The sequence below is a fragment of the Candidatus Methanoperedens nitratireducens genome (genome assembly GCF_900196725.1).
GTDB classification, from domain to species: Archaea; Halobacteriota; Methanosarcinia; order Methanosarcinales; family Methanoperedenaceae; genus Methanoperedens; species Methanoperedens nitroreducens_A.
The window spans coordinates 1-24,594 of the sequence record NZ_FZMP01000091.1; the positions used below are offsets into that span (position 1 = coordinate 1).

Sequence of the window (24,594 nt, forward strand, 5' to 3'; positions counted from 1 at the left end):
TTGGCTGTATATTCATATTCGTTGCCAAACCCACTACAAATCTCTATAAGAATAGGGGTCTCAGATAAATTTTTAAGTGTAGAAACTATTGTTACCATTGCAAAGCACAGTAATATTATCACATTAAAGAATAAATAAGTATTTAATGTGATGATATTACACTTTTATTCATAACTGGATTATGGGATAGTGCCTATTATAACATTTATTTTAAATATTGTATCTGCTACACTAAACGTTGTTGGCGGATTATGGTGGAGTACAAATATTATAACCATTGTAATTAGCGTGCTGATAGGTTTGATAGCGGTATTTGGAGAAAGAGGACTATCAACGCAAAAAGCAAAATGGGTGATAGAAGATGGGACATGGAGCAGCAAGAAGGAATATCACATATTATGTATAAAGAAGGGAACATGGGAGGAAGGAAAGGGAAACCAGTTGCCAGAAGGTAGTGTCATCGGAGAATGGAACGGTGGTGGAGAAATGAAAAGTAATGTGCCGGATCCAACGTATGCAGCCGCAATAGTAGCTACTATTATAGGATTTATTTCAAATGTTGTATCTGCTGCACTAGGATTATTAGTTGGTGTAATAGGGTGGATTACAACTATTATAAGTATCATAAGTATCGTGGCTATTATCGTATTTCTGGTATATTTAGCAAGTATAAAGAAAAACATTGAAGGAGCATGGAAGGTAAATAATAGAAGGAATAATGAAAGATCCCATACCCAGCTAAAATACCGCCATGGCAGAGGTTCAAGCTTTGGGTTCTTTTGAATTATCAGATAGTCTCTTAGAAGATTTCCATTTTCAAATATTTCTCGGATCCTTTATCTCCCCGTAAAGCGCGCTTGCAGCCGCTGTTGCAGGAGAGCACAGGTACACAAAAGCATCAGGGCTTCCCTGCCTGCCTTTGAAATTCCGGTTTGAAGTAGATAGCCCGACCTCGCCTTTGCCCAGCAACCCGAACGAACCGCCCATGCAGGGACCGCAACATGGCGATTCCACTATTGCGCCGGCTTCCATGAACTGCTCGACATATCCGGCGCGAAGGGTCTTCATGTACTCTGTATGAGATGCAGGTATTACCAGCAGGCGGACACCTTTTGCAACCTTCTCGTTTTTCATTATCTTTGCCACTATTTCGATATCCTCAAACCTGCCGTTGGTGCATGAACCGACAAAAACCTGGTTGATCCTTGTCCCTTCTACCTCTTCCACGGATTTTACGTTATCCACGTTATGAGGACACGCGACCTGCGGGGGGAGGTCTGAAACATCATATTCCTTTATTTGCGCGAACGTAGCATCTTCATCGCTCTTCCATCTGGGGTCAAGCTTAAAACCGGGTATCCTTTCCCTGAGATATTTCTCTGTGGTGCTGTCTGCCTCCACAATTCCCGCTTTCCCGCCCATTTCGATAGCCATGTTGCACATGGTCATTCTGCCAGGAATATCCATGGACCTGACCGTTGAGCCGCAGAACTCTGCTGTTTTATACCTTGCACCTTCAACGCCCACATCGCCTATCAGATGAAGTATTACGTCTTTCGGATACACATATTCGGGAAGCTTTCCTTTCATCTCGAACCTGAAGGTCTCAGGTACCTTGAACCAGAGCTTGCCTGTCGCGAACACAAAAGCCATATCCGTACTGCCTATACCCGTCGAGAAGGCGCCAAGAGCGCCATAAGCGCAGGTATGGGAATCGGAACCCACTATCAGATCACCGGGTTTTACATGCCCTTTCTCAGGCATCACCTGGTGGCATACTCCCTCGAACACATCGTAATTCAGGATACCCTGCTCATTCGCGAACTCCCGAAGGAGAATATGGTTAGCTGCGGCATTTAATGAATCCGCAGGCACCTGGTGGTCAAAAAGGATAACGATCTTTTCAGGGTCCCATACTTTCTGTCTTTTTTTGCCTTTCACTATTTCCCTGAACCCCTCAACAGCAAGCGGACCCGTTATATCATGGGTCATGGCGCAATCTATGCTGGCGAGGACAAAATCTCCCGCCTTTACCTTCTTGTCTGAAGCTTTTCCGAATATTTTTTCCGAGATCGTTTGAGCCATGAACCCTCTTGATAGCACGAAATTATATAATCTTTTGGCATTAAAACGCCAGCGAGCCGGCAGCCAGGCTTCCAATCACGAATCCGAGTATCGCCCCGCCGTTGAGGAACGGCAGTCCGGCCTGGGGTTTGCCTTTTATCACAAATCCCATAAGTACCGCAAACCCGAGGAAAGTGCCGAGCATTGCTCCGACGGCAGGCAGATTGACAGCCCCTATAAGAGGAAGTGTATAGTAGCCTGTATTCATAAAGGTGTTTGCAGATACGACAAGCACGGTTGGGATGACGGCATCGCCAAGTCCCATGAAGAAAGCCTCACGTTCCTGTTTATCGAATTTCTCGGTAAGAAAGGAATACTTCAGGTGCTTCGGGAAAACCAGCAGGATGGGCAGCTTGAGATCCATTACCCCTTCAGCCAGCGCGACCATGTGTTTTGTCCTGTACACAGCGATATAGTCATAGATCGCCAGGAGGATAAGCAGGACCAGCGCAGGTCTGATAGCCAGCGAGATTCCGAAAGTCGAACTTGCGCCAGCGCCGATTATGATGCCGACAAAATCGATCACGTACCACTCGGGGAATTTATATAGCAGCAACGTGAGTCCCGCTGAGAGTATTATGGTTAAAAGTAAATTTATACTGACAGGTAAAAACGCAGAGAACAGGGCAAAAAAAACATAAATAAAGGTTGATGCCACAGTGAGAAAGATGATAAGCTGTATTATCCATCTTTTATTCAGTCTTATGATTATGAATATGAACAGGGTAAATGCAAGAACGGCTATTATCCATAAAACGGCGTTGCTTGTGGCTTCGGGGTTCGAGAACGCCTTGAAATCGTTTGCTTCGAAGGGTTCGCTGAGAGCAAAAGCCACCAACTGCACCAGAAGCAGCAGAAACGCCATGCCAATAAAAGGGGTATATTTTGTTAGCTTCAAATCGATCTCCTACCTTAATATAGGAGGATGCTTTTAAAAGCTTGCCGAAAGACAGGTTTGTTAGCACTACTTTTCACAACAGTTGTTATACCTTTGTGCGTTGATGTTGATGGTTGAGGTTGGCGGTACCCTTATTTACCACCTTTCCTATCCAGAATGAAGCTTTTTTAACCGCCAGCCTATAAACTTTTTATACGGCTTTTATACGGTGCCGAAAACGTTGCCAAAATATAGGATTGCCAAACCACTGTAGTTTATGTAAATGGTAGTTCCATTCAAAGCTTGTATTTGTGTACCCGGTCTTGGTTGCGGTAGCAGTTATTGTTCTTGCCGTCCTACGGCAGGGGTAAGATAAAGAAAGTCGTCTGGCCATACTTGATACGGGAATTGCTACCATGCATCCAGAATTCGCTGGAAGGATTATAGCCTGCAAGAATATAGAATAGCATAGGATATAATATTTAAATTTAAATCCACTTAGCAAATATTAATCCAATAATTACAATCGGTATCCATTCACCATCTACAAGCAAGTCTAAGGATACCCCTATTTCTATATCTTCCCTACAAAAATACAATATACACCCGTATCCATAAAAAATGGCAAAGATTAAGACAAAGATTTGTCCATAGAAAAATCCTTTGGAATAGGAATATATAAGCCAGGGTATAAGGGTTGAGTTCAAAACAAGCAGAAGTTTTTTGGTTTGTTTTAACCCCAGGAACACAGGTATTGTTGTCACTCCATTCATGCTATCACCTTTTACATCACGTACATCGAATAGAACTGTGTTTATAAATAATTTTACAAAAAAAAAAAAGAAAATCAAAGAAATCATAGTGAGATTACTGGAATGAACAGCTATCGGCATGAAAGCACCTATTACAGCCCAAGCCAAGGCAACTGCTATACTTTTTATGCCAGTTATATCTTTCAATCTGAAAGTTGATATTTTTATACTATAAACAAATCCTATACAAAAAGGGAAAAGAATGATATAAATAGCAGAAAGGCTTTGTAAAAACGATAAATATAGAGCAGCAAATGAAGCTATTATAATAGAAAAAATAATATAATGCTTATTTTTTTCAGTAAATTTTGCCCTGGATACCAGATTGATCGAATCTTCTTTTATATCGGTCAATTTATTAAGGTTATATATTGCAAAAGTAGCAAAAAAAGATGCAAGGGAGAGAACAAAATCAATATTTATTTCGTAAAGTACGAAGGAATAAATTGATACCAGAAAGCCAGCTGTTGCAATATATATAGAGGTTATGGTTAAGAAAGATAATATTTTGTTAAAAAGTGAGTGTATATTTTTAAGAATAGTTATTCTATAAAGAAGTAACTCTCTTTGATAATTTGACATAATATTCAAATAATTCATATCCCCAAGCAATCGCTTTTTTACTGTAGCTTATTAAATCGTTACTATAATCATATGTCCCATCCATACGAACAAATCCGATGGAGAAGAAATAATCAGTAACTGTAAAAGCGGCTTTGATATTCTCTTCCAGTATATATAAATTAAATTTAGAACCTTTTATACTAAATATTTCTTTTAAAATCTCCTTATCTATTTTCTCTTGAACTTCTTTTTTTAACACAAGATGGACATCAACTTTTTTCTTGAGTATAAGCTCTTCAAAAAGGGAAGAAAATTCTGGGACAAAGATGGATGAGACGCCTCTTATCTCTTTAGCATCCCTTAATAAGTTGATGAAGTTTGAGTGAACCTTAAATATATCAGTCTCAGAATCGGTGACTAGAACTGAATCACTCAGCCACCCTATTTTTTCCATCATATGCTCTGGAATTCCGCTCAGATCGTGCTCAAGCCAGAATTTTTTGTTTTTTTCAAGGTATCTGCCGTCTCACTAAAATCCAGCAGTTTCATAGCTATAATCCTGCCAATAATTGTGAGGGAATAATCTCTATTTTTATCTTGATAAGTAAGATTACCTTTTTCAAGTTCTTTTAATGCATGTATAGCCGTTGTAGAGCTTATGTTCATCTCATCCCTCAGATCAGCGAGTGATTTTTTTCCCTCAATCAAGCTGATAAGGATATTCTTCCGCAGATCTGAGCAAATTGCGAGGCGAAGAAGATCTTCGGTATTATACATTTTTTGCCAACCACCGCTATGTGAATTTTTTGTATTTCATTCCATTATTACCTATCCATTTTATCAGTTTACACATATCTTGCATATATAGTTAAAGAATTTAAATATTGCTTGATTTAGGCAATGTTGCTCAAGACCGAAAACATTAATACGTTGTGGACAAATATATATTTTGCCTATCCCTAAAATCCATTTCATAGCGGACGTTTTTCAGGGATAGGTATTTTGATTATAAAGTAGCATAATTCATTCTACAGCTCTTACAGATGGGCTCTCTACCTTCTTTTAGTATAACCATAATGATAGTTACTGATTCATTTAAAACCTTTGGTAACTTTTTTTCTATCCACTATATCAAATAAGTCATTGTATGAGGATTTTCTTTAATTTTATGTTGCAATTTCTTTAAAGCTACTGCAATTATAGCTGTGTGGTGTTGCGTTATACGAATATTTAAATCCTCCATATCATAATTATAATAAGAAAAAAGGGAAAATTATTTATAGGATAGAGATTAACAAATGAAGGCTATGAATGGATAAGGGACCGGGATTATTCCAGTGTTAGCAAGAAATCGCTAAAAAACGAAATTCCTGCATAATCTCAGAGCCATCTGAGATTATAATAAAAAAGGCATTCTGATAGTGAGGTGAATGAAGATAGGATAGGGATTATCCTGGCGGCGTCTAGTAAGTAGATAGCCGAATTATTTGTCCTATCACATCATTTTACCTCATAGCAGTGGGATTATGAACAAAGATGTAATATTATCTATTCCAGGCAGGTTAGGTGTAACCAGGGAAGAGAAAGAAGCGCTATATAGATTCTTGCGGGATGAAATCCGAGACCTTCAACTTAAGACTCCTTTAGGATATTTGGTACGATTCCTGAACCTGGCAAAAGCTTCTATCCATAGCTGCATACTTTTTATGTTGTAGTTCACATGAAGCCGTTCCAGAACCGCCTTATCCTGCATTCGATATTACCAAAAAAAATCGTTCAAAGGCGCTCCTGTACCCGAAAGATACAACGGTATATCTGTTGGATCCGGTCTTGTTAAGAGCCCATGGATACCAGGTACGCCCCTCTATGAAGACTCTTGAGCAAACAAAGGTATGCAGAATCCATCGCAGTTGGAATTACTTCACAGAAGGAGATGGTAGAAACCTATTTAGCAGCCGGTGGGCAAAAAATTCTGCCAGTTCATTTCGATTTTTGTAGGCTGTAACTTTGTATCTCTGGCTGACTTGCTGGGTTTAAGTTATTCAGGGTAGATAATAGAGAATAAAAGCAAAGATGCAGTATATTTATATTCAGCCAGTCGATGAAGTTGATGTTGACTTGTTTGTGCCAGGTCTGAATTTCGTCTTCGGGTTAGCCTCCGGCAATAATGCGGTTATATCCCTGGTGAGGTTAAGGCCTGAATACTACAGAGAGAGGAAGAATGAATATTTGTTCAGGGAACGTTCTTTAAAAGAAGCGATCCATGAGCCTGGTCATACATTTGGTTTGCATCATTGCCCTGATATAAGGTGCATAATGCATTTCTCAAACCGCCTTGAAGACACGGATATCAAAGGTCCTGGTTTCTGTAAGGCATGTTCGAACAAAATCAGGAATAAACTGGGTGAAGCTCTCAACATACCCCCTAAGCTTTAATAGTCTTTAGGTAAACATATAATTAGATAATGTTTGAGTACAATGGAATTAAAATTGCCTGGTTGGGGCATAATGGATTCAGAATCGAGGGCAATAAAACAATCTACATAGACCCATTTAAAATAGCTTCCAGAAAAAAAGCTGATTTTATCTTCATTACCCATGAGCACTATGACCACTGCAGTCCTGAGGACATAGGAAAAATAGCAACATATGATACTACAATAGTTACAATACCCATGGCTGAGCCTGCACTGAGAGGATTAAAGGTAAAGGAAATAAAACTTGTAAAGTCAGGGGATAAGGTTGAACTTGACGGCGTTATTGCTTCCGTCTTTCCTGCATACAACATAAACAAGTTCCGCTCGCCAGGTAGACCTTTCCATCCAAAGGAAGACGGCAAGGTCGGTTATCTTTTGAGCATTGGCGGGGTGAGAATATATCATGCTGGCGATACTGATTTCATACCCGAAATGAAGAACTTAGAAACGGATATTGCCCTCCTCCCTGTGAGCGGTACCTATGTGATGACAGCAAAAGAAGCCGCAGAAGCTTCCAAAAATATGAGAATTAAGCTCGCAATACCAATGCACTACGGGAGCGTGGCAGGAAGCGAAAGAGATGCCAGAGAGTTCAAAAGGCTGGCTGGTTGTGAGGTAGTTATCCTTAAAAAAGAGGAGTAGGACTGATAAAGATGAGGCACAGGAGATAGGGTTTTCTGATCATCTTTCACTTGCTTATTTCACACTCCAACCAATCTACCCGCCTCACTCCGCCACTTCATGCCTCGGTATGCTCTCAACCGTGCATATCATGCCGTTAAAACTCCCGTCTTTGATACGCGGGACCAACCATCCGGAATAATAATTCGTCTGTCCCCCTGCCACGAAAGGAACAGCCTCATAATAGAACGGCTGTAGGGTTTCCCTTGCCTTTAAATAATATGGCCTGAAGAACTCCGGAAAATCCGATAAAACATTTATTCCGACAACGTTTTGCTGGACTACTATCCCCATGCCCTTGTTGGCATAACTGATGATATCATCCTTATCTGTCACCCAGACACCCGTAACAATGCTTTCAAGAACACATTCATAGAAATCCTTGAGTCCTATTACATTATCCTCGGTTCTTTTACGCTCTGTAATATCCCGAAAGACAGTAACTATGCCGACAATGTTCTCTCTATCATCCCTGATAGGGTCACTGCCGACTTCTATCGGTAATTTACTTTTATGCCTGTTTATTAATACGGTCAGGTTTGCCTCAATGTTTGTGTCTTTGCCGCCGGTCCTGACTTTTCTACGGGTTTTTTCGGTCATGATATTGAATATATCCTTCAGCGGCTTTCCATACGCTTCCTCCAGTGCCCAGCCTGTCATGGATTGAGCCACAGGGTTCATGAACTTTACACAGCCGCTTGAATCAGTAGCAATGACCGCATCGCTGATGCTTTTCAGCGTGGTGGTGAACCATTCCTTGCTCTCCCTTAATTTCTTCTCCATCCTGTACTTATAGAGGGCTATCTCGATGTTTATGTTCAGTTCCCTTTCCTTGAAGGGTTTGATAATATACCCGAACGGCTCTGTAATTTTCGCCCGCTCAAGCGTTTTTATATCCGAATATGCGGTAAGGTAAACAACGGGAATATTATAACGCGAACGTATCTGCTCAGCGGTCTGGATACCGTCCATTTGACCCTCTATTACAATATCCATCAGCACTAAATCAGGATTATTCTCACCTGCTATTTTAATGGCATCTTCACCCTTCGATGCTGTTACGGGGACATTATACCCCATATTCTGCAAACTTCTCCGTATATCCTCTGCAACTATAATTTCATCTTCAACAACCAGTATCTGTGTTCCTGTCATTATTTCACATCTTTGAATTTGACCAGGAATTCCGTCCCTTTACTCCTGTCAAGATTGATCTCGCCGTGAAGCTGGTTTTCCACCAGTATCGTAACCAGGTGCAAGCCCAGTGATTCTGTTTTCCTGATATCAATATTTGCCGGGATGCTGACACCGCTATCGCTCACTATCAATTCTATCATGTTCCCTTCGGTCATGTGAAGCGATATCATGATTTCACCTTTCCTGCCATCAGGGAACGCATGTTTTAAGGAATTTGTAACCAGTTCATTGATAACCAGCCCGCACGGGATGGCTGAATCGATACCGAGCGAAACATCCCTGACATCGATATTCAGCTTAATGTTGCCATTTGCCCCGTACGACTGGATGAGACCGTTCGCAAGATCCCTGATATAATCATCAAAATCGATCTTTTCCAGCCCCTTGGACTGGTAAAGTTTCTCATGGATAAGTGCCATTGATGTTATCCGGTTCTGGCTGTCAGTAAACATATCGGTATATTTTTTCTCTTTAATATCTCTTGACTGGAGCCTTAGCAGGCTTGAGATGATCTGCATGTTGTTTTTGACCCTGTGGTGAATCTCCTTTAACAACATTTCCTTTTCTGTAAGGGATTCCTTGATCTGCTCTTCAACCCAGTAGCGATTGATAGCTATCGCGTAGATGTCCGCAAGGCGCTCTACCAGCGCGAGGTCACGCTCGGTATAGTCCCGGTTCGAATTAGCTAATGCGATCTGCCCTACCAGGTCTCCTTTATCATAGTACCGCATGACGTGTATCTTGTTGCCGACCGAACTTGGTACGGAAAGCTCACCCACAAGTTTTCTCTTCAGCATTGCAGGCGCAGACAGGAAACGTTGGATCGCTATATGTCCCGCTGGGGTTCCCGTTGACCTGGGATCATTCGCCGGGTTATTGGTAAGAATAGATTTGCGGTTATTGATCACCCATCCGAACAGCCCGCGAAATTCCTTGAGTATGTTATTTTTATCTGTTACCTTACAGGTATCCATCATATCCCGGCTCATTGTGGGACAAACAAGATAGCCTGTCTTCGGATCGATGTACCCGACGTAACCATAGGAGCTGTTCGTCAGGACTTTTGCATGGTCAAGTACGAGAGCGGAAATATCTTCAACAGTAGCCTGTGACAGCAGCGTACCGGATAGCTCTACCATTGCCGCATTGATTTCTACCTGCCATGATAATGCTTCCTCAGCCTGCTTGCGCTCTGTGATATCCTTTATCGTCCCCATATGTGCTATCCTGCCCCGGTAAGTTATAAGCCCCACGTTCACATTCACGATGATTCTTGCCCCGTCTTTATGCAGTATGTTGAATTCATATTCCTTCGGGACATTTTCACCAGCCAGCCTTCTTGAATAGTTACCTATAACTCTTTCCTTATCCTCACGCGCAATAAAATCGAGGAAATCCCTGCCAAGGACTTCTTCTACCGTATAGCCAGCCGTTCTTGCAAAAGACTCATTGACAAATTGTATTTTGCCATCCTGAATAATAAAAACGCCGTCCTGCATATTGTCGATCAACATGCGGTATGTTTCTTCAGAATGCTGCAGCGCTTCCTCTTCCTGCTTGCGTTCTGTTACATCCCTGCCTGTAGACGACAGAGCGATTGTATTCTTGTCGCTACCATGATTTAATTTAGTCATTTAATCCCCTATATTGCGATATAAACCTCAAGCTGGGTATTTTCGCTCATCACCTGGTTCTTATAAACCATTTTTGAGGGGTCACCGAAAGCATGCGATACCCAGCCGCTAAAGATACCATTTATAAACATGCCGTTTGTTGCGCCGTTATCGCCATTGCTTTTTATAAGGTTACTTGCATTAATTTCGCCGCGAATGACGTTTTCACTCACGCTTCCCCACTTTGAATCCTGCCCGATGATGGCGCCAGCCTCCTGCAGATATTTCAGGAACGTGCCAGCATCCCACCTATCTATCTTTTTATCTTTCTCATAATTCTGTATCATCTTTTTGCCGAACTTGCTGCCGAAAGTCTTTATGAAATCCTCATCCGAGGGCACATTTCTTAACATATCCAGCATTTTCAGTAAATCCGTACGATAGTCTGCAATCGGTGAATCTCTGGGTTTCAGATCATCTATCATCCTTGTCAGTATCTTGCCGACTTCGGGCTGGAGCTTCATAACAATAAGGTTTTCACTTATTGTGGCACCGTATGTGCGCCCGTTCAAGTTCAGCAGTTCCGTGAACATATCCGTAAGTTTCTTGATGGCTTCCGGCTCGCTTAAACCATGATGGATTATCAACGAATCTTTGTTTATATCGATATTTTTAATTATACCCATGCGCGGGTAGAGAACAGCTATTTTTTTTAAGAGTTCATCCGGAGGAATCCGGTTCACGGGGCTGTCGCAAAATCTCTCGACGCATATGGTAAATCTGGGGGAGTTCCTCCCGGTAAGAGTTTCTTCAAAGAACTGCCTGGATATGGCCACCATGTCGTAATTCATTTTTATATACAGGCTTATTATTATGCTCCAGAAATCCGGTTTTTTATATAGCTCTGAGAAAGCCTCTTCAAGATGACCGAAATGCGCGGTTATGCTTTTACGGCTCCATTCCTCCTCTCCTGCCCCCATATCCATCTCGATTGAATTATTCACGTTTTTTACCTTTATTACACCAAGATTGTGTTTTTTGGAGGCAAATACGGCTACTACAGCAGCCATATAAGTATTTAAATCCATATTCTTACCGGTTATGATAAAAGTAGCATTATTAGGCTTTATATCATTATCAGAGCTGCTTTTAACCGAGCAATCCCAGTAAATTTCACTGCCCATTTCATTCAGGCGCTTTTCAAGGGATGAGATTGACGATACCTCGCTGCCGATTATGTTATGTACCGTTTCCTCATCAGGGAGCCTGCCTTCAAGATTTTTCAGCGCCCATATCAATGTGGATGAGGTCAGGTTCTGCTCCTTTTTTAATCCTGAAATAAGCCTTTTGACAGAATCGGGATCAGCGAATGCCGCATCGGCAAGGTCTATCATCTCACGTATGACAGCGCTGAGATTCCCTTTGTGCTTTTTCATTAGCGGCTCAAGTTTCTTTAGATAATCCTCAGTTAAAGAGATATTTTTCCTGAGTATCATATACTGCCCTATAACCTCATCACGATTATTATTATTATACTAATTTTAATAGCTTTTCATGCTCAGGTTTTTTTAACTGTTGGGGTTTTTCTGCGTTATTTCTACTTTTTTCCAGGTTTTGCTAACAATAGTAGTAACTTGCAATATCCTCTTGTGTACCCGATTACTGCTTGAAGATTAATTTCCCAGGTGAGAAAAATGACAGGAGATATCCGGAAAAATAATATGCACAGAACTGGAGATACCAAATTGGGAGGTAATTATGCTTCCACCCCTCATTACTTACTTGCCGGGACCGAGGAGAGGCTGGTGAATCAGGTAGCCAACAGGGTAGAAGGGATTAAAAGATATTTATATGAGAGAGACTGGTATATAAAAGGCCACAAGCTTTTTACTGACCGGCAGATGGTTAAGAAAAGAGAGTGCATCGCCATCGATGCAAGAGAGACGATTATTGGCGGTGAGATGACCTGGATATGGGCGGCAGTTGACCTTAGCGGTGATATGGTTATAGCAGTCTATGTATCCTATTTAAAAGACAGGGGTACAACTTCCGTTTTCCTCAGGCGTATTACAAAGCTATGCTCAGGAACACTGCCAAAAGTATTTATAAACGGTGAAAACTGGGACCAGGAGGCATTTAAAGAATCCGGGTTCAGATGCACGCCCGTATCTTTTGGCACTGATAGTGTAGCTGAAAAATTCCTTTCTGCTGTTGATTGTAAAATAGGCGGGCACCTTGAGGAACTGAGTAATAATAATACCATTGAATGCATGCAATGGTGGATGGAGGGAGCCGCCGGATATACCAACTACTGGACAGTAAGATGTAAGTTAATGGTATCTTAAATAGTTTCCAATAAGCAGTCGGGTAATTTAAAGGCAATAAACTATTTCTTCTGTTCTTCAATATATAGGAACAGATGATGATCGGGATCTTAGGACCAGAGGGTTCATATTCGGAAAAAGCCGCAAAACAGTGGAATGGTACTGCGGAATTGCGATACTGTGATGATATCATGGAAGCAGTGGATGCTCTTTTGAGAGAGGAAGTGGATTACAGTATAGTACCGGTAGAGAATTCACTGGAAGGGTCTATTACGCTCACGCTTGATCTCCTTATGGAACACCAGTTAAAGATAGTCGGCGAGGTAATAGTCCAGATAAACCATTATCTCCTTTCAAAAGGCAGCGGGCGGGATATTAAAATCATCATGTCCCATCCGCAGGGGTTATCCCAGTGCAGGAAATTCATCAAGAAGAACTTTAAGGATGCAGAGGTACGCTCTGCCCTGAGCACATCGCTTGCGGCAAAGCTGGCTTCGGAATCAAAGGACATTGCAGCGATCGCCTCCAGAGAGTCAGGACAAAGATACGGACTGGGAGTCCTGGCGGAGAATATACAGGATATTAATGAGAATTATACGCGGTTCATCGTAATAGGGAAAAACACGCCGCATCCTACAGGCAATGATAAGACCTCGATAATCGTGTATCTTCAAAAGAACAGACCCGGTGCGCTTTATGAGGTTCTGGGGGAGTTTGCCGGCAGGGGCATAGACCTCACCAGGATCGAATCCCGCCCCACAAAGAAAGTACTCGGGGACTACCTCTTTTATATCGACCTGCGGGGGCATATTGAGGATAAGATGATAAGCGGTGCCCTTGACAGGGTGAAGAGCAGGGTCGCCATGCTTAAGATACTTGGGTCGTATCCTGCGGCAGGATGAAAACCTTTATCCCACATTAACTCCCATAATTGAGTAGCATCCCAAAAATGAGAAGCTTATGGACATACTATCCCTTAAAAAGCTGGCGCTTCTGGGCGCGCATAAAAAGCCTGTGGAATTATCATCTGTGGAATTTGCATCCCATATCGATTCAAGCCCGCAGACAGCGGCACGCAAGCTTAAAAGCCTTGAGGATGAGATGCTCATCTCAAGACAGATATTGCATGACGGGCAGCTTGTCACCATAACAGGTAGCGGCATAGCTGCGCTGCAAAAGGAACTGAACGATTACAGGGAGATATTTTCCGGCAATGGAAGTAAAAAGTTCTTAAGCGGAAAGGTCATCACGGGATTGGGAGAAGGGCAGTATTACATCTCTCTTGATGGATACAGGACGCAGTTCATCGAAAAGCTCGGATTTGACCCGTACCCCGGCACATTGAATATAAAACTTGATGCCCCGAGCATCGACGCGCGAAAAGGGATAAGCACAGGCATCAGGATATCAGGGTTCACAAGCGAGAACAGGACTTTCGGGAGCGGTTCATGTTTCGGTATCAGGATCGCCGATGTCTGTGGTGCGGTAATCGTTCCTGAGCGCACCCATTATCCTGAGGACATAATCGAGATAATAGCTCCCGTGAATCTGAGAAAACACCTGGATCTAAGCGACGGGAGCAATATCGAAGTGGAGGTTATAAAATGAGTATTTTTAAAGCAATTGAAGCAATACGCAACGGTAATATGGTACTGCTATTTGATGATGATGACAGGGAAGGCGAAACCGATCTTGTGATGCCTGCGCAGAGCGTGACACCGGCAGACGTGGCGCGCATGCGGCATGACGGCGGCGGGCTTATATGCGTCGCAATCCATGCAATGGCTGCGCAAAAGCTGGGGCTGCCGTTCATATCCGACGTCCTGCACAGCGTCTCATTGGATGGTCACAGGTCTCTGCGCACGCTTGTTGAAAAGAAAGGCGATATTCCTTACGATTCGCGCTCCTCGTTCTCGCTCTGGGTGAACCACAGGGGTACTTTTACAGGCATAACTGATAACGACAGGGCTCTTACCATCAATAAGATAGGCGAGACCGTCGGGAAGGTTTTGAACGGGGAAAAAATCGACTTCGGCAGGGACTTCAGGTCACCGGGTCATGTCGCACTGCTTCGCGCGGCATCGGGTCTCCTGGATGAGCGGCGCGGGCAGACCGAGCTCTCGGTACAACTGGCATTGATGGCAGGGATATGCCCCTCAATGGTAGTGTGCGAGATGCTTGATGACAGGACAGGGAAAGCCCTATCCAAAGAGGATGCAAAGAAGTACTCTATTCAGTATAATATGCCGTTCATAGAAGGTAAAAATATCCTGGAAGCTCTTCATTGCCAATAAAACAGTTTATCCTCTTTTATCCGGCGCCACAATACATCTGCTCCCCACTCTCCTTTACAGGCAGATTATTTACTTAATTCTTTCAGGCGTTTGATACTTGCCATCATTGCAAGAGACTCTTTTTTCTTCTGGGTCTCAAGATACTCAATGATAGCATCGATACTCGTCTTAAGCTGATAAATCTTATACGGGCGTCCTTTTCCCGGCTTTTTCTCCTCCCTCTCCGCGATCCAGCCAAGCTCTTCCAGCTCGCGCATAGCGATACTGACCTCAGGTTGCCTCAGGTCTGAACCCATTTCAAGGTCCCTGGAAGTAACTTCTTTCACGTTTTTCAAATAGGTGAGCACTTTTGCTACGTTTCTTTTTAATCCAAGTTCGATAAGAGTGTCGGCGAATTCTTCATCGGCTTTATCGAGTACGTTTACTGACAGACTTTTCATAATATTTCACCCTATTGTTAAATGTATTCATTAAATATAAATCTTACGTTTTAATATAATGTTAAAAAGAAAAGTTGTATAATCAAAACCGAGCCCCTCAGGCGGAAATTTTTATTTTTCATATGTAGATGAAACTTACCTGATTATACTTCCGACCGAGACAATATATATTATGTACATGTAGTACTTCAGCAAAGATAACTTTGATGGGCGAAGTCCATCTACGACCATCAAAACGCATATATCTCTTGTTTTCCTTATGAGGCTGGGATACCTATGGAACTGTTAATTTATTTCAACGGAAAATTTGTGCCAAAAAGCGAGGCGAGGACGTCTGTTTATGACCATGGTTTTTTATATGGCGATGGTGTTTTTGAGGGTATCAGGGCCTACAACGGCAAGGTGTTCAGGCTCGATGAGCACCTTGACAGGATGTACGATTCCGCCAGGGCAATTGATCTTAAGATCCCCATTTCAAAAGAGCAGATGAAAAAAGCAATTATAGAGACATTAAAGAAAAACAAGCTGAAAGATGCCTATATACGCCCCATTGTTACACGCGGGGACGGTGACCTGGGACTTGACCCGAGGAAATGCCCGGAACCCAACGTGTTCATAATTACACAGGAATGGGGCGCAATGTATGGCGATCTATATGAAAAAGGTCTTACAGCGGTTACTGTGGGTATAAGGAGGAATTCACCTGATGCCATGCCCCCTAACATCAAGTCATTGAATTACCTGAATAACATCCTGGCTAAGATCGAAGCGAACGTAAAAGGCGGCGACGAGGCGATAATATTCGACACGCATGGCAATATTTCAGAAGGCTCGGGAGATAACATATTCATTATAAAGAACGGCAGGATCATCACACCGCCCACGCTCAACAACCTTCGCGGGATAACAAGAGCTGCTGCTATAGAACTGGCTGTCAGGGAGGGTATAGAGGTAGTGGAGACGAATTTAGGTTTCTTTGACCTTTACAGCGCGGACGAGGTTTTTGTTACCGGCACCGCAGCCGAGATCGCCCCCATCACCAGGATAGACGGGCGCCTGATAGCAGATGGGACACCAGGCAAGATCACTAAAAAGCTTATGGCTGCCTTCAAAGAACTGACAAGGACCGAAGGCACACCTATCGTATAAACGGAGGTTTAAAAATGACTGAGGATGAACTAAAAAAACCTGAAACAGAGCTTAAGCTCAAAGCAAAAATGACGAATATAGACGAGATGAACTATACACTGCAGGTGTTCCCGGTAAATGTGACCTGTAGATACTCAGAGTCAGAATCTGAATATAAAATATCCGACCACGCATTTAAGAGCGAGGATGTCAGGCAGATAGTCCGCAATGTGTTGTTCAAATACAAGGAAATCCTCGTCGATTCGGTAAAAGTTGGCTCCAAGGACTATCTTTTTGAGATACAGGTCCCGAAGCGGATGGAAAAAGAGAAGCTAAAACAGATGTTCGCTCAGATCACAACCGAGATAAAAAATGAAATATCTAAAAGCAGGACCGAGCTGGAATCATTCAAGAAATTCCTGGAAGATACCGAATTTTAATTGAATTTCCAGCTATGGGCTCAGCCTTCGGAACTTGCATTAATTACATTTCCCTGACGACGTGGATGTTCGAGAACGGTATGTAGTGCTTCTTCCCCGCGTGTTCCCCCTCAAGCGGGTAGAACACTAAATACTGCTCGGCATGTTTTATTTCTATGACGTTAGCGCTTGTGATCCAGCTATCAAATGTCGTTTTTCCATCTTCTCCAATATACCTTCTTGATTCTATTACGTATTTTCTATCCGGCATAACCTACCTCCTTTAAATTAGTACGATAGTTCAGACATACTTAAATCTACTTATAGCTATAAAAACTTAAGTCCAAATTGTGCCGCGATTACAACCCCTGATGCCATCGCAAGAACCAGAACATCGGGAACGCCCAGCTTTTTTTTGCCCACGTATACCTGCGCATCCGCGTTGTAGCCCCGGCAGAGCATGCTCTGGAATGTACGCTCACCCTGTTCGTACGAACGGATGAACAGCGAGCTTATCGTATAGCCCACCTGCTGGAGAGTCCATTGCCGCGGCACATTTTTATTCCAGAGGTCAAAGCCACGGGTCTTCTGTGCTGTCCTTATCCTGCCAAGCATTATCCAGAATACAAAGAGATAGCGCACCATCATGGTAAAGAGAAGCGCCAGTTCCCTTGGCATGCCCAGACGACGGACAGAGGAGACAAGTTCGCTCAGCGATGTAGTGGATGAGAGAAGTATTACAGCGGTTATGCAGACAAGGAACTTAGCAAAAATGATCGCGCCAAATAGCATGCCCTCGCCTGTCACTTCAAGTCCGAACGGCAACCTGTAAAGCACTGTAAAGTCTGAGATAAACGGCTGTTTAATGAAAGGCTGTAGTAAAGCGATACTAAAACCGAACGGCAGGGCTATCGCGAACCGGAATGCAAGGTAGGAGAACTCAAGCCTGGCAAGCAGTATGAGCGCCGCAAGATAGGCTTCAAGCAGCAAAAGTTTGGGGAAATTAAGTAAGTCCATGCGGGGAAGAGCCACCGCGTACACGATGAGCAGCAGTGTCATGATTATCTTTACCCTGCCGTCTATCCTGTGGACGGGGGACTTCCTGTAGGCTTCGCGCTCAAGTTCCGTAAGTGTTGCATGCATCCTATTTCACTACCTTCAGCAGTTCGTCCCTTGCTTCCTCAAGAGTGAACCTGACGTTCACAGGTATGCCCTCATCCTGCAGCATTTCCATGAGCTGCGCCACTATAGGGAGGCGCAAATGGGTTTTCTTGATCAGTTCATCTGTTGAGAATATCTCCTGCGGCGTGCCGTCGCCTATTATCCTGCCGGATGACATGATGCACACCCTGTCGGCAAGAAGCGGCACTATGTCCACTTCATGCGTGGCTACTATCGTGGTAATCCCCAGGTATCTGTTCATCTCGTTTATCAGACGGATAAGCCGTACCGCGCCGCCCGGGTCAAGCCCCGCTGTCGGCTCATCCAGCACTAGCACCTCGGGTTGCATAGCAAGTATGCCTGCGATCGCGACCTTTTTTTTCTCACCCGTGCTCAGGTGGTGCGGCGCTCTCTCCTCAAATCCGGTCAGGCGCACGGTCTCAAGCGCCTCACGCACCCGCTTTTCAATAATCTCTTCGCTCAAACCCAGGTTCATGGGCCCGAAAGCCACATCCTGTTTGACCGTAGGGGCGAATATCTGGTCATCGGGGTCCTGGAACACCACGCCCACGGTTCTCCTGACATCGAGTATGCTCTTTTTGCTTATAGGCTCACCTTTTATCAGGATTTCGCCGCTTGTCGGTTTAAGTATCCCGTTGAAATGCTTGAAAAGCGTGGACTTGCCTGCGCCGTTGGCTCCTATGAGTGCGATGCGTTCTCCGGGTTTTGCTGTGAAGTTGATGTTATCCAGCGCCTTTATCTTTCCCCGGTAAACATGGGTGAGGTTCCGCGTTTCGATAATATACATATTAATCCCTTATTATCCCCTTTTCAGGAGCTTTGCAACGCCCAGCCATGCAATCAATATAGCCGCAAATCCGATAACGATAGCTGCCATCTTTCCAGACGTACCCATACCCGGTATTTCGTAACCCGGTAACAGGGGCGTTATTGGCGATACTACGCTGTTTAGCTCGTTTGTTATGACCGTGCTGGCGGTGTGTTGAAGTCCGTCAGGGTTGCTTGATGCAATGAACGGCGCAGCCATAGCAAGCCCTGCTATTGCGATTATACTGAAACCAGCCACCTTTGCAGTACTGACCTTCATGTGGGCATCCTCTGCAATAATATCAGGCCGCACTTTGCTTATTGCACCAAATACTATGACAGTTATAACTCCTTCGCCTATCCCCGCAGCGCCCTGGAACATGCCCATGAGAAACACTCCCTGCTTCAACGGAAAAGTGCCTGCAAACCACAGCTCAAATGATAGCGCGATAGCCGGTAAAATCATGCTGATCCATGCGCCTGCGAACATCGCATGTGGGCGCTTTACTGACAATTTGGATAGTGCAATATAGCTGTAGTATCCTGAGAAACCGCCGATTATTCCCATATTTATGATATTAGCTCCCATGACGGTCATCCCGCCGTCGCCGTAAAGGGACTGCACAGCCAGGACAAGCGTCATCAGCAGGACCGCAGCCCAGGGACTTGCGAATATTATTGCAGTGAGCGCCGCGCCGACCATATGCCAGCTTACAGGCGACATCGGTATGGGTATATTTATTGTCTGGAGCACGAACATGCCAGCCGCAATCACACCGAAGAGCGGTATCATGTTCTCGTCCATGTCGCTTCGCGCCCATTTTATCGAGCGCGCGATAAAGATCGCGGCTATAACCCAGTAAACCGCCGCCTGTCCCAGCGGGATGTACGCATCCGGAATATGCAAATCTAATACCTCCTACGTTAAAATTTATTAATAAATTTTAATTATGTATCTATATAGTATTACGAATTTGTAATTTCGTAATACTAAAGATAGTGCATTATAAATCGTTATGGTATATGTAGGTTTTGCCCCGGGGTTCTGTTAAGTCTTTGAGTGGTCGGAATTGCTGTTAAGTGTCGAGTGGTGGCTGATAAATGTCCGTCGTTTGATGCAATATTTATATCAACATTCAACACATTTTGAAACATTATGAGTAATGATGAACAGCAAGAAAAGAATAAAAGGGAGGAGCTTCTGAAGTTTTTAGCACTCCAAAATAAACGGATAGACAGTCATGCTGATAAAATTTGGGAAGAAATGAAACATTTTTCTTGGGCTTTGTATCTTTTATTGGGTGCTCCATTCATATTGAAACATTATGAAAAAGTAGATGGAGTACAATATAGCATATGGCTCACAATTTTTCCCCTTCTTGCTGCTTTTGTAGCTTTTATTGCAGCTTTTTCTATTTGTAAAGAGAGTAGGGACTTCCTTGATGCACTTGGTACAATTTTAAGCATAGAAAAGCGTTTGGGTTTTCATGATTTTTCAGAAAATAACGTTCCAAAAACGCTGGTCAGCAAAGACCGAAAGGAGATGTTGAATATAGATGGGGCAGTAGATAAAACGATAGACGATTTTATAAAAAGAAAGCAATCTATCTTTTGTAAACTTGGGTATATTCCTAACCGAACTTTGTTTGTGATTTATTTTATAGTTTTAATCTTATTTGGAATCGGAGAGGCAATCTCTTTTACATTTTACATTAGATAATCAAAAAAATCACTGAGCACCATTGTTTTTCTGGCGCTCTGTATGGCTTGCGTTCTGGATAAGAGTAATCCACTTGTTTTCTCCGACCACTTCTATCCCGCAGGCTTCGGCAGGGGTCTTTCCTTTAAGAGCCTCATGAGGTCGCATGAAGTTGTGGAATATCTGATAGCCCGGCAAGATTGGGGTATTTTTCTCTTTTAGTCCACGCATTACTTTTTCTCTGTCCCTGATTTCTCCGTTTATCCTCTCCATCTTGTTATTGTTCATGTCCCCATCCAGTTTAATGGCGTTGATGTGCTTGGATTGTGGCTTCTTATTGGTATAAAATTCCTTATTGAAAGCATCGTGATAAGCTGGCAGTCCATCTGTTATCATCGTGTTAGGTCTCTTGCCTGCTATTACCTTCGCTTCATGAAATAAGTTCTTAGCATCGTGCTTATCTTTCGTATTTGCTACTTCTTGAGCTATCCAATATCGGGTTTCATCGTCCATGACAGCAAAAAGGTATTTCATATTACCACTGAATTTTACGAAAACTTCATCGGCTCTCCATGTGCTTCCCACATTTGGTTTTAGCTTATCCACATATTGCTTCATGAGTTCTGTGTATTTCTGAATCCAATTATAAACAGCAACATGCGACACTTTTACCCCCAACAATTTCATAGAATCGGCTACATTTCGCAGGGATTCACCACTAAAATATAACTGCATAGCCATTGTTACTGCTTTAGGACTGGCTTTCATTTTTTCAAACCCAAGATTCAAGGTATAATGCCGTGAGCAGTCATTGCAGTGGAATAATTGCACATCTCCATACTTGTTATGCCTTACTCCGTACTTGATTACATTAGTCGAATGACAATAGACACAGGATGAAACGCTAACAATAGGCTCTATTCTAACCTTTTCGACTTCTTTTCTTATTCCAAAGCTGAAAACAACCCCGAAAATATGTTTACACTGAACGCCTCTGTTTTTGTGGTCGGGGCATGAACATTTCCATCCTATTTCAGTCGATGCTACGTCATAAAGAGTATCGCTTGACTGTGATTTTACCTTATACGAATGGTCATTAATTCGTATTATTTGCCCTTGTTTTTCGGCTATCGCTTTTCCTCTATCCTCTCTTGTGCCTACGGTTTGCAGGTTGTTTTCGTTATTGGCAAACATCTCATATCACCATACCATAGTATATACTTCATGGTATATATACTCAGTGGTATATACTACTGGGTTTATATACTATAGAGTAGTAATTATAATTAATCATTCAAATGATTGAAAAGAGGTAGATGAATGGTAAAATGTCCTGAATGCGGTCACGAATTTAGCATAAAACTGGAATGCAAGCGATGCGGTCATATATGGCATCCCAAAGACCCAAACCACATTCCAGAGGTGTGCCCAAATCCTAAGTGTAAATCGCCTTACTGGAACCGTGAACGTGTAAGAAAGAAAACAGAGAAGGGGCACTCCAGTAGAAAGAGGGGGGAGGGTGATGAATGATTACTCTGTTATTAGAGGGAAAAAGAATTATCATTGAGAGAGCATAAAGGTGTATTTGATATGGATTGGATTATAGCAATAGGCATTGTTGGTTCATTAGCTTCTATTATAGGCGTACCTTTTTTATTCAGAGATTCATTAATGTCCAGTAATATTATAAGAAGAGCAATATTTTGGTTATCAAATAAGTCTTTTTTTGTAAAAATAAAAGCTGTTAAGAAGTATCCTTGTTTTGATTATAACACCAAAGCGATTGAACGGGCTATACTAAGCTGTTCAAGAGATAATAAAAAAATTATAAACTTTAAGAAAATTGGAAAAAATTACATTCAAATCCTATATGAAGGAATGCAAGCTCCATTGTACATATCGTTTGAACCTGATATTGGTAATGAAGAAGAACCAGAAGAACAAGAACATTGTGAGTTGCCTCAAGAACTTAACATATCTATGAGGGTACTTGGTGAAATTGAATTTAAATATAGAAAGGATAAAAACAATAAGTCATATCTAAAATTGATGGAATCTCTTTACAAACTTATCGAAAGGGAGAGTGGCAACGTTGTCGCTAATTATGAGAAATATACTATCGACTCTACTCCTTGTGATTTCGTTTACGATTGGACAAAATCAAAATCTGAAATATCTAATAATACTTCTATATTTATCGGAGATAAAGTAGTGCAAATCAATACAAAGAGTTTAGCCTCTTTGTATGATATTTTTAAAGATAATAGAATACGCTACCAAAATATCTCACTTTTCCTCAATCCAAATATCCATAAGGCAGAAGGTCGCCAATAATTTCTTGTAATGTGACATCCGTAGCTAAATCTTCATCTTTCACAAAAAAAGTAATGCTTCCACTTCTGGTTACTTTGATTTTAGTATCCTCATCGTTTAACTCTTTCTTAATACCTATAAAATTTCTTGGCGCACCAGCAGTTAATCCAAATATTGTGTCTTGGTTAACGTCACCGTCGCCGAATAATTGACCTTTTTGAATATTTCCATTCCTATCTTTGAAACTGTATGCCCACATTCCTGTAAGCAATCCTGCCTGTACATCTCGTTCAATATTTTCGATTTTAAATTTCATTTGCTTTATGCTTTCGGTGCTATCAAATAATATCTGTGATATGATTTTCGAGCCGTTTTCCGAACTAATCTTATTTGAGAACAATATTATTCCTGGATTTTGCTTTATCCAGAAATCAGCAATCATAGTTCGTCTGATATTACTATCATTTTCATCAATGTCTCCATCATCATTTATTTCAAAATCCTTTACAGAAAATAATTTTTGATAGTACAATCTTCCGCTTAAGTATGAAGTAGTATCTGAACTTATTCGTGGATTTAATTTAACAACACTCCTTAAAGTAATATCATCTTCCGTCATCATCGGTTCAGATACATAATTCGATAATCGGTTCAATAAATCTGGTTCGTACTCCTCAGTTATTTTGCATACAGACCGTGTTATCATATTTTTAAATTCTCCTTTTAAATATTTTTAGAAACGCATAGCTACCGAAAAGGATATAAGCCCACAAAACAATCAGAAAAGTTGGAGGCAATTCTGATTGCTTGCAGGCAAATTCCTTTGGGATTTGCTTGCTATCTCTTTACTATTCGTGGGACTAAGCGTATTTCTGCTTCAACCCAAATCCCACTAAATGTTTTAGAATAATATAAAACTAACTTTTACCACTCGAAGCTTAACACATCTTTTTACCACTCATAGACTTGACAGAACCTGCCCCGGGGTCAGGTTATGTTAAATTGATGCATTTGTTACTTACGAATGTTTTAAAAAAATAGGATTTATGAAAAATATAACTCAACATCTTATTTCTTCAAAAGAATTGCTTTCTAGGGTCGCGCTTGTATCCCTCATAAATGCTCGGATAAAGCTCCAGATATTTTACCTCTAACACGGGAGGGCTGTCTTCAGTCGATATTAAAGAAAAATTTAATAATCCATTCGGTTATAAATAATTACATTTGTAGTTTCCTGTACACCAAAAAGGAGGTGAATACAATGATTGAAGATGAAACGAAAGAGGAAGGTAAAGAAAGGAAAGATAAGAAAAATAAAAGACCAGACCTGTCTAAACTTGAAAGAGATATGGGATGGGAAGGTAATATAGACGGTGGAAGTTGTTAGAGTAGTTGAAATTTCCACAGACCTGCTACCATCAGTTTCAGTTGATAGTGCAGAGGACACAGAGAAATGCAACAACTCTCTGTGCTCTCTGCGTCCTCTGTGGTTGATTATCCCGGCTGCGACCTATTTATCCAGAATAAATTAAAAAGTCTTTATTTTCCCAAAAGCCTATTAACCAGCGAGAAATCAACGGTTTTTAGCCAATACTTTTGTGACAAGCAATCTTTGTGGAGTGAACCCCAAAAAGTGTACAACC

At 42.1% G+C, this 24,594-nt stretch carries 27 protein-coding genes; 12 read left to right on the forward strand and 15 right to left on the reverse strand.

Annotation, left to right across the window (positions count from 1 at the left end):
- Nucleotides 1-189: 189 nt before the first annotated feature.
- Nucleotides 190-783: a hypothetical protein gene (locus tag MNV_RS06995; RefSeq protein WP_096204769.1), complete on the forward strand. Its 594-nt coding sequence runs from the start codon at nt 190-192 to the stop codon at nt 781-783.
- Nucleotides 784-816: 33 nt separating this feature from the next.
- Here the strand turns inward: MNV_RS06995 and MNV_RS07000 are convergent, their stop codons facing one another.
- The 5 genes from MNV_RS07000 to MNV_RS07020 all read right to left on the reverse strand — a co-directional run bounded on the left by MNV_RS07000 (nt 817) and on the right by MNV_RS07020 (nt 5,154).
- A complete protein-coding gene (locus MNV_RS07000; protein ID WP_096204771.1) occupies nt 817-2,085 on the reverse strand; it encodes a 3-isopropylmalate dehydratase large subunit in 1,269 nt (422 codons plus the stop codon).
- A gap of 40 nt (nt 2,086-2,125) precedes the next feature.
- Nucleotides 2,126-3,022, reverse strand: a complete 897-nt coding sequence (locus MNV_RS07005) for a presenilin family intramembrane aspartyl protease PSH (RefSeq protein WP_256999983.1) — start codon at nt 3,020-3,022, stop codon at nt 2,126-2,128.
- Between the two features lie 467 nt (nt 3,023-3,489).
- On the reverse strand, nt 3,490-4,395 hold the full coding sequence (locus MNV_RS07010) for a UbiA family prenyltransferase (RefSeq protein WP_179293852.1): 906 nt from the start codon (nt 4,393-4,395) through the stop codon (nt 3,490-3,492).
- A complete protein-coding gene (locus MNV_RS07015; protein ID WP_096204774.1) occupies nt 4,361-4,834 on the reverse strand; it encodes a helix-turn-helix transcriptional regulator in 474 nt (157 codons plus the stop codon). The genes MNV_RS07010 and MNV_RS07015 overlap by 35 nt, the downstream gene beginning before the upstream one ends.
- Nucleotides 4,835-4,851: 17 nt before the next feature.
- Nucleotides 4,852-5,154, reverse strand: coding sequence for a hypothetical protein (locus MNV_RS07020; RefSeq protein WP_096204776.1), 303 nt, complete (start codon nt 5,152-5,154; stop codon nt 4,852-4,854).
- A 1,296-nt stretch (nt 5,155-6,450) separates the two neighbouring features.
- Between MNV_RS07020 and MNV_RS07025 the strand changes: the two genes are divergently transcribed.
- Together MNV_RS07025 and MNV_RS07030 are read left to right on the forward strand one after the other, a co-directional pair.
- The gene (locus MNV_RS07025; RefSeq protein ID WP_096204777.1) at nt 6,451-6,813 is read left to right on the forward strand and encodes a hypothetical protein; all 363 of its coding nucleotides are present in this window, start codon (nt 6,451-6,453) and stop codon (nt 6,811-6,813) included.
- Nucleotides 6,814-6,842: 29 nt separating this feature from the next.
- Complete coding sequence (locus MNV_RS07030; protein ID WP_096204778.1) at nt 6,843-7,496, forward strand: MBL fold metallo-hydrolase; 654 nt, start codon at nt 6,843-6,845, stop codon at nt 7,494-7,496.
- An 84-nt stretch (nt 7,497-7,580) separates the two neighbouring features.
- Here MNV_RS07030 and MNV_RS07035 read toward each other — a convergent pair whose 3' ends face one another.
- Genes MNV_RS07035 through MNV_RS07045 form a run of 3 tightly spaced genes read right to left on the reverse strand, consistent with a single transcriptional unit; the run spans nt 7,581 to nt 11,841 of the window.
- A complete protein-coding gene (locus tag MNV_RS07035) occupies nt 7,581-8,690 on the reverse strand; it encodes a response regulator (RefSeq protein ID WP_096204779.1) in 1,110 nt (369 codons plus the stop codon).
- A complete protein-coding gene (locus MNV_RS07040) occupies nt 8,690-10,366 on the reverse strand; it encodes a PAS domain S-box protein (protein ID WP_096204780.1) in 1,677 nt (558 codons plus the stop codon). The genes MNV_RS07035 and MNV_RS07040 overlap by 1 nt, the downstream gene beginning before the upstream one ends.
- A gap of 8 nt (nt 10,367-10,374) precedes the next feature.
- Nucleotides 10,375-11,841, reverse strand: coding sequence for a hypothetical protein (locus MNV_RS07045; protein ID WP_096204781.1), 1,467 nt, complete (start codon nt 11,839-11,841; stop codon nt 10,375-10,377).
- Between the two features lie 198 nt (nt 11,842-12,039).
- Here MNV_RS07045 and MNV_RS07050 point away from each other — a divergent pair, with 198 nt between their 5' ends.
- The 4 genes from MNV_RS07050 (at nt 12,040) to ribB (ending at nt 14,963) form a co-directional block, all read left to right on the forward strand.
- Nucleotides 12,040-12,690, forward strand: a complete 651-nt coding sequence (locus MNV_RS07050) for a DDE-type integrase/transposase/recombinase (RefSeq protein WP_096204782.1) — start codon at nt 12,040-12,042, stop codon at nt 12,688-12,690.
- Between the two features lie 74 nt (nt 12,691-12,764).
- Nucleotides 12,765-13,571 carry a prephenate dehydratase gene (pheA, locus tag MNV_RS07055; protein ID WP_096204783.1) on the forward strand — a complete coding sequence of 269 codons (807 nt, stop codon included), beginning with the start codon at nt 12,765-12,767 and terminating at the stop codon, nt 13,569-13,571.
- Between the two features lie 58 nt (nt 13,572-13,629).
- The gene (locus MNV_RS07060; RefSeq protein WP_096204784.1) at nt 13,630-14,277 is read left to right on the forward strand and encodes a winged helix-turn-helix domain-containing protein/riboflavin kinase; all 648 of its coding nucleotides are present in this window, start codon (nt 13,630-13,632) and stop codon (nt 14,275-14,277) included.
- On the forward strand, nt 14,274-14,963 hold the full coding sequence (gene ribB / locus MNV_RS07065; RefSeq protein WP_096204785.1) for a 3,4-dihydroxy-2-butanone-4-phosphate synthase: 690 nt from the start codon (nt 14,274-14,276) through the stop codon (nt 14,961-14,963). The genes MNV_RS07060 and ribB overlap by 4 nt, the downstream gene beginning before the upstream one ends.
- Before the next feature lie 65 nt (nt 14,964-15,028).
- On the opposite strand, the gene MNV_RS07070 is transcribed toward ribB, so the two are convergent.
- Nucleotides 15,029-15,403, reverse strand: a complete 375-nt coding sequence (locus MNV_RS07070) for a MarR family transcriptional regulator (protein WP_096204786.1) — start codon at nt 15,401-15,403, stop codon at nt 15,029-15,031.
- A gap of 276 nt (nt 15,404-15,679) precedes the next feature.
- Here MNV_RS07070 and ilvE point away from each other — a divergent pair, with 276 nt between their 5' ends.
- Both ilvE and MNV_RS07080 read left to right on the forward strand, forming a co-directional pair.
- The gene (gene ilvE, locus MNV_RS07075) at nt 15,680-16,552 is read left to right on the forward strand and encodes a branched-chain-amino-acid transaminase (RefSeq protein WP_096204787.1); all 873 of its coding nucleotides are present in this window, start codon (nt 15,680-15,682) and stop codon (nt 16,550-16,552) included.
- A 14-nt stretch (nt 16,553-16,566) separates the two neighbouring features.
- The gene (locus MNV_RS07080; RefSeq protein ID WP_096204788.1) at nt 16,567-16,971 is read left to right on the forward strand and encodes a hypothetical protein; all 405 of its coding nucleotides are present in this window, start codon (nt 16,567-16,569) and stop codon (nt 16,969-16,971) included.
- Nucleotides 16,972-17,014: 43 nt separating this feature from the next.
- Here MNV_RS07080 and MNV_RS07085 read toward each other — a convergent pair whose 3' ends face one another.
- From MNV_RS07085 to cbiM, 4 genes are read right to left on the reverse strand one after another with little or no spacing between them, the layout of a single operon-like run.
- Nucleotides 17,015-17,221 carry a hypothetical protein gene (locus tag MNV_RS07085; protein ID WP_096204789.1) on the reverse strand — a complete coding sequence of 69 codons (207 nt, stop codon included), beginning with the start codon at nt 17,219-17,221 and terminating at the stop codon, nt 17,015-17,017.
- 56 nt (nt 17,222-17,277) lie between these two features.
- Entirely contained in the window at nt 17,278-18,093 is an 816-nt protein-coding gene (gene cbiQ / locus MNV_RS07090; protein ID WP_096204791.1) for a cobalt ECF transporter T component CbiQ, read from the reverse strand.
- A 1-nt stretch (nt 18,094) separates the two neighbouring features.
- Nucleotides 18,095-18,919: an ATP-binding cassette domain-containing protein gene (locus MNV_RS07095; RefSeq protein ID WP_096204793.1), complete on the reverse strand. Its 825-nt coding sequence runs from the start codon at nt 18,917-18,919 to the stop codon at nt 18,095-18,097.
- 12 nt (nt 18,920-18,931) lie between these two features.
- Nucleotides 18,932-19,846: a cobalt transporter CbiM gene (cbiM, locus tag MNV_RS07100; protein WP_096204795.1), complete on the reverse strand. Its 915-nt coding sequence runs from the start codon at nt 19,844-19,846 to the stop codon at nt 18,932-18,934.
- A gap of 249 nt (nt 19,847-20,095) precedes the next feature.
- On the opposite strand from cbiM, the gene MNV_RS07105 reads away from it, so the two are divergent.
- Nucleotides 20,096-20,659, forward strand: coding sequence for a hypothetical protein (locus MNV_RS07105; protein WP_096204797.1), 564 nt, complete (start codon nt 20,096-20,098; stop codon nt 20,657-20,659).
- Between the two features lie 9 nt (nt 20,660-20,668).
- Here MNV_RS07105 and MNV_RS07110 read toward each other — a convergent pair whose 3' ends face one another.
- On the reverse strand, nt 20,669-21,832 hold the full coding sequence (locus tag MNV_RS07110) for a DDE-type integrase/transposase/recombinase (RefSeq protein WP_218837933.1): 1,164 nt from the start codon (nt 21,830-21,832) through the stop codon (nt 20,669-20,671).
- A gap of 396 nt (nt 21,833-22,228) precedes the next feature.
- On the opposite strand from MNV_RS07110, the gene MNV_RS07115 reads away from it, so the two are divergent.
- On the forward strand, nt 22,229-22,972 hold the full coding sequence (locus MNV_RS07115) for a hypothetical protein (RefSeq protein WP_143311679.1): 744 nt from the start codon (nt 22,229-22,231) through the stop codon (nt 22,970-22,972).
- Here MNV_RS07115 and MNV_RS07120 read toward each other — a convergent pair.
- On the reverse strand, nt 22,935-23,573 hold the full coding sequence (locus MNV_RS07120; RefSeq protein ID WP_143311680.1) for a hypothetical protein: 639 nt from the start codon (nt 23,571-23,573) through the stop codon (nt 22,935-22,937). The two genes, MNV_RS07115 and MNV_RS07120, sit on opposite strands and share 38 nt — an antisense overlap.
- 639 nt (nt 23,574-24,212) lie before the next feature.
- Here MNV_RS07120 and MNV_RS20620 point away from each other — a divergent pair.
- Complete coding sequence (locus MNV_RS20620) at nt 24,213-24,338, forward strand: hypothetical protein (RefSeq protein ID WP_256999984.1); 126 nt, start codon at nt 24,213-24,215, stop codon at nt 24,336-24,338.
- Nucleotides 24,339-24,594: the final 256 nt, after the last annotated feature.

Coding starts and splice junctions, on each gene's coding strand:
- MNV_RS07000 (WP_096204771.1), bottom strand. CDS start 2,085: ATGGCTCAAACGATCTCGGAAAAAATATTCGGAAAAGCTTCAGACAAG.
- MNV_RS07010 (WP_179293852.1), bottom strand. CDS start 4,395: ATGTCAAATTATCAAAGAGAGTTACTTCTTTATAGAATAACTATTCTT.
- MNV_RS07015 (WP_096204774.1), bottom strand. CDS start 4,834: ATGATGGAAAAAATAGGGTGGCTGAGTGATTCAGTTCTAGTCACCGAT.
- MNV_RS07020 (WP_096204776.1), bottom strand. CDS start 5,154: ATGTATAATACCGAAGATCTTCTTCGCCTCGCAATTTGCTCAGATCTG.
- MNV_RS07025 (WP_096204777.1), top strand. CDS start 6,451: ATGCAGTATATTTATATTCAGCCAGTCGATGAAGTTGATGTTGACTTG.
- MNV_RS07030 (WP_096204778.1), top strand. CDS start 6,843: ATGTTTGAGTACAATGGAATTAAAATTGCCTGGTTGGGGCATAATGGA.
- MNV_RS07035 (WP_096204779.1), bottom strand. CDS start 8,690: ATGACAGGAACACAGATACTGGTTGTTGAAGATGAAATTATAGTTGCA.
- MNV_RS07040 (WP_096204780.1), bottom strand. CDS start 10,366: ATGACTAAATTAAATCATGGTAGCGACAAGAATACAATCGCTCTGTCG.
- MNV_RS07045 (WP_096204781.1), bottom strand. CDS start 11,841: ATGATACTCAGGAAAAATATCTCTTTAACTGAGGATTATCTAAAGAAA.
- MNV_RS07050 (WP_096204782.1), top strand. CDS start 12,040: ATGACAGGAGATATCCGGAAAAATAATATGCACAGAACTGGAGATACC.
- pheA (WP_096204783.1), top strand. CDS start 12,765: ATGATGATCGGGATCTTAGGACCAGAGGGTTCATATTCGGAAAAAGCC.
- MNV_RS07060 (WP_096204784.1), top strand. CDS start 13,630: ATGGACATACTATCCCTTAAAAAGCTGGCGCTTCTGGGCGCGCATAAA.
- ribB (WP_096204785.1), top strand. CDS start 14,274: ATGAGTATTTTTAAAGCAATTGAAGCAATACGCAACGGTAATATGGTA.
- MNV_RS07070 (WP_096204786.1), bottom strand. CDS start 15,403: ATGAAAAGTCTGTCAGTAAACGTACTCGATAAAGCCGATGAAGAATTC.
- ilvE (WP_096204787.1), top strand. CDS start 15,680: ATGGAACTGTTAATTTATTTCAACGGAAAATTTGTGCCAAAAAGCGAG.
- MNV_RS07080 (WP_096204788.1), top strand. CDS start 16,567: ATGACTGAGGATGAACTAAAAAAACCTGAAACAGAGCTTAAGCTCAAA.
- MNV_RS07085 (WP_096204789.1), bottom strand. CDS start 17,221: ATGCCGGATAGAAAATACGTAATAGAATCAAGAAGGTATATTGGAGAA.
- cbiQ (WP_096204791.1), bottom strand. CDS start 18,093: ATGCATGCAACACTTACGGAACTTGAGCGCGAAGCCTACAGGAAGTCC.
- MNV_RS07095 (WP_096204793.1), bottom strand. CDS start 18,919: ATGTATATTATCGAAACGCGGAACCTCACCCATGTTTACCGGGGAAAG.
- MNV_RS07105 (WP_096204797.1), top strand. CDS start 20,096: ATGAGTAATGATGAACAGCAAGAAAAGAATAAAAGGGAGGAGCTTCTG.
- MNV_RS07110 (WP_218837933.1), bottom strand. CDS start 21,832: ATGTTTGCCAATAACGAAAACAACCTGCAAACCGTAGGCACAAGAGAG.
- MNV_RS07115 (WP_143311679.1), top strand. CDS start 22,229: ATGGATTGGATTATAGCAATAGGCATTGTTGGTTCATTAGCTTCTATT.
- MNV_RS07120 (WP_143311680.1), bottom strand. CDS start 23,573: ATGATGACGGAAGATGATATTACTTTAAGGAGTGTTGTTAAATTAAAT.
- MNV_RS20620 (WP_256999984.1), top strand. CDS start 24,213: ATGATTGAAGATGAAACGAAAGAGGAAGGTAAAGAAAGGAAAGATAAG.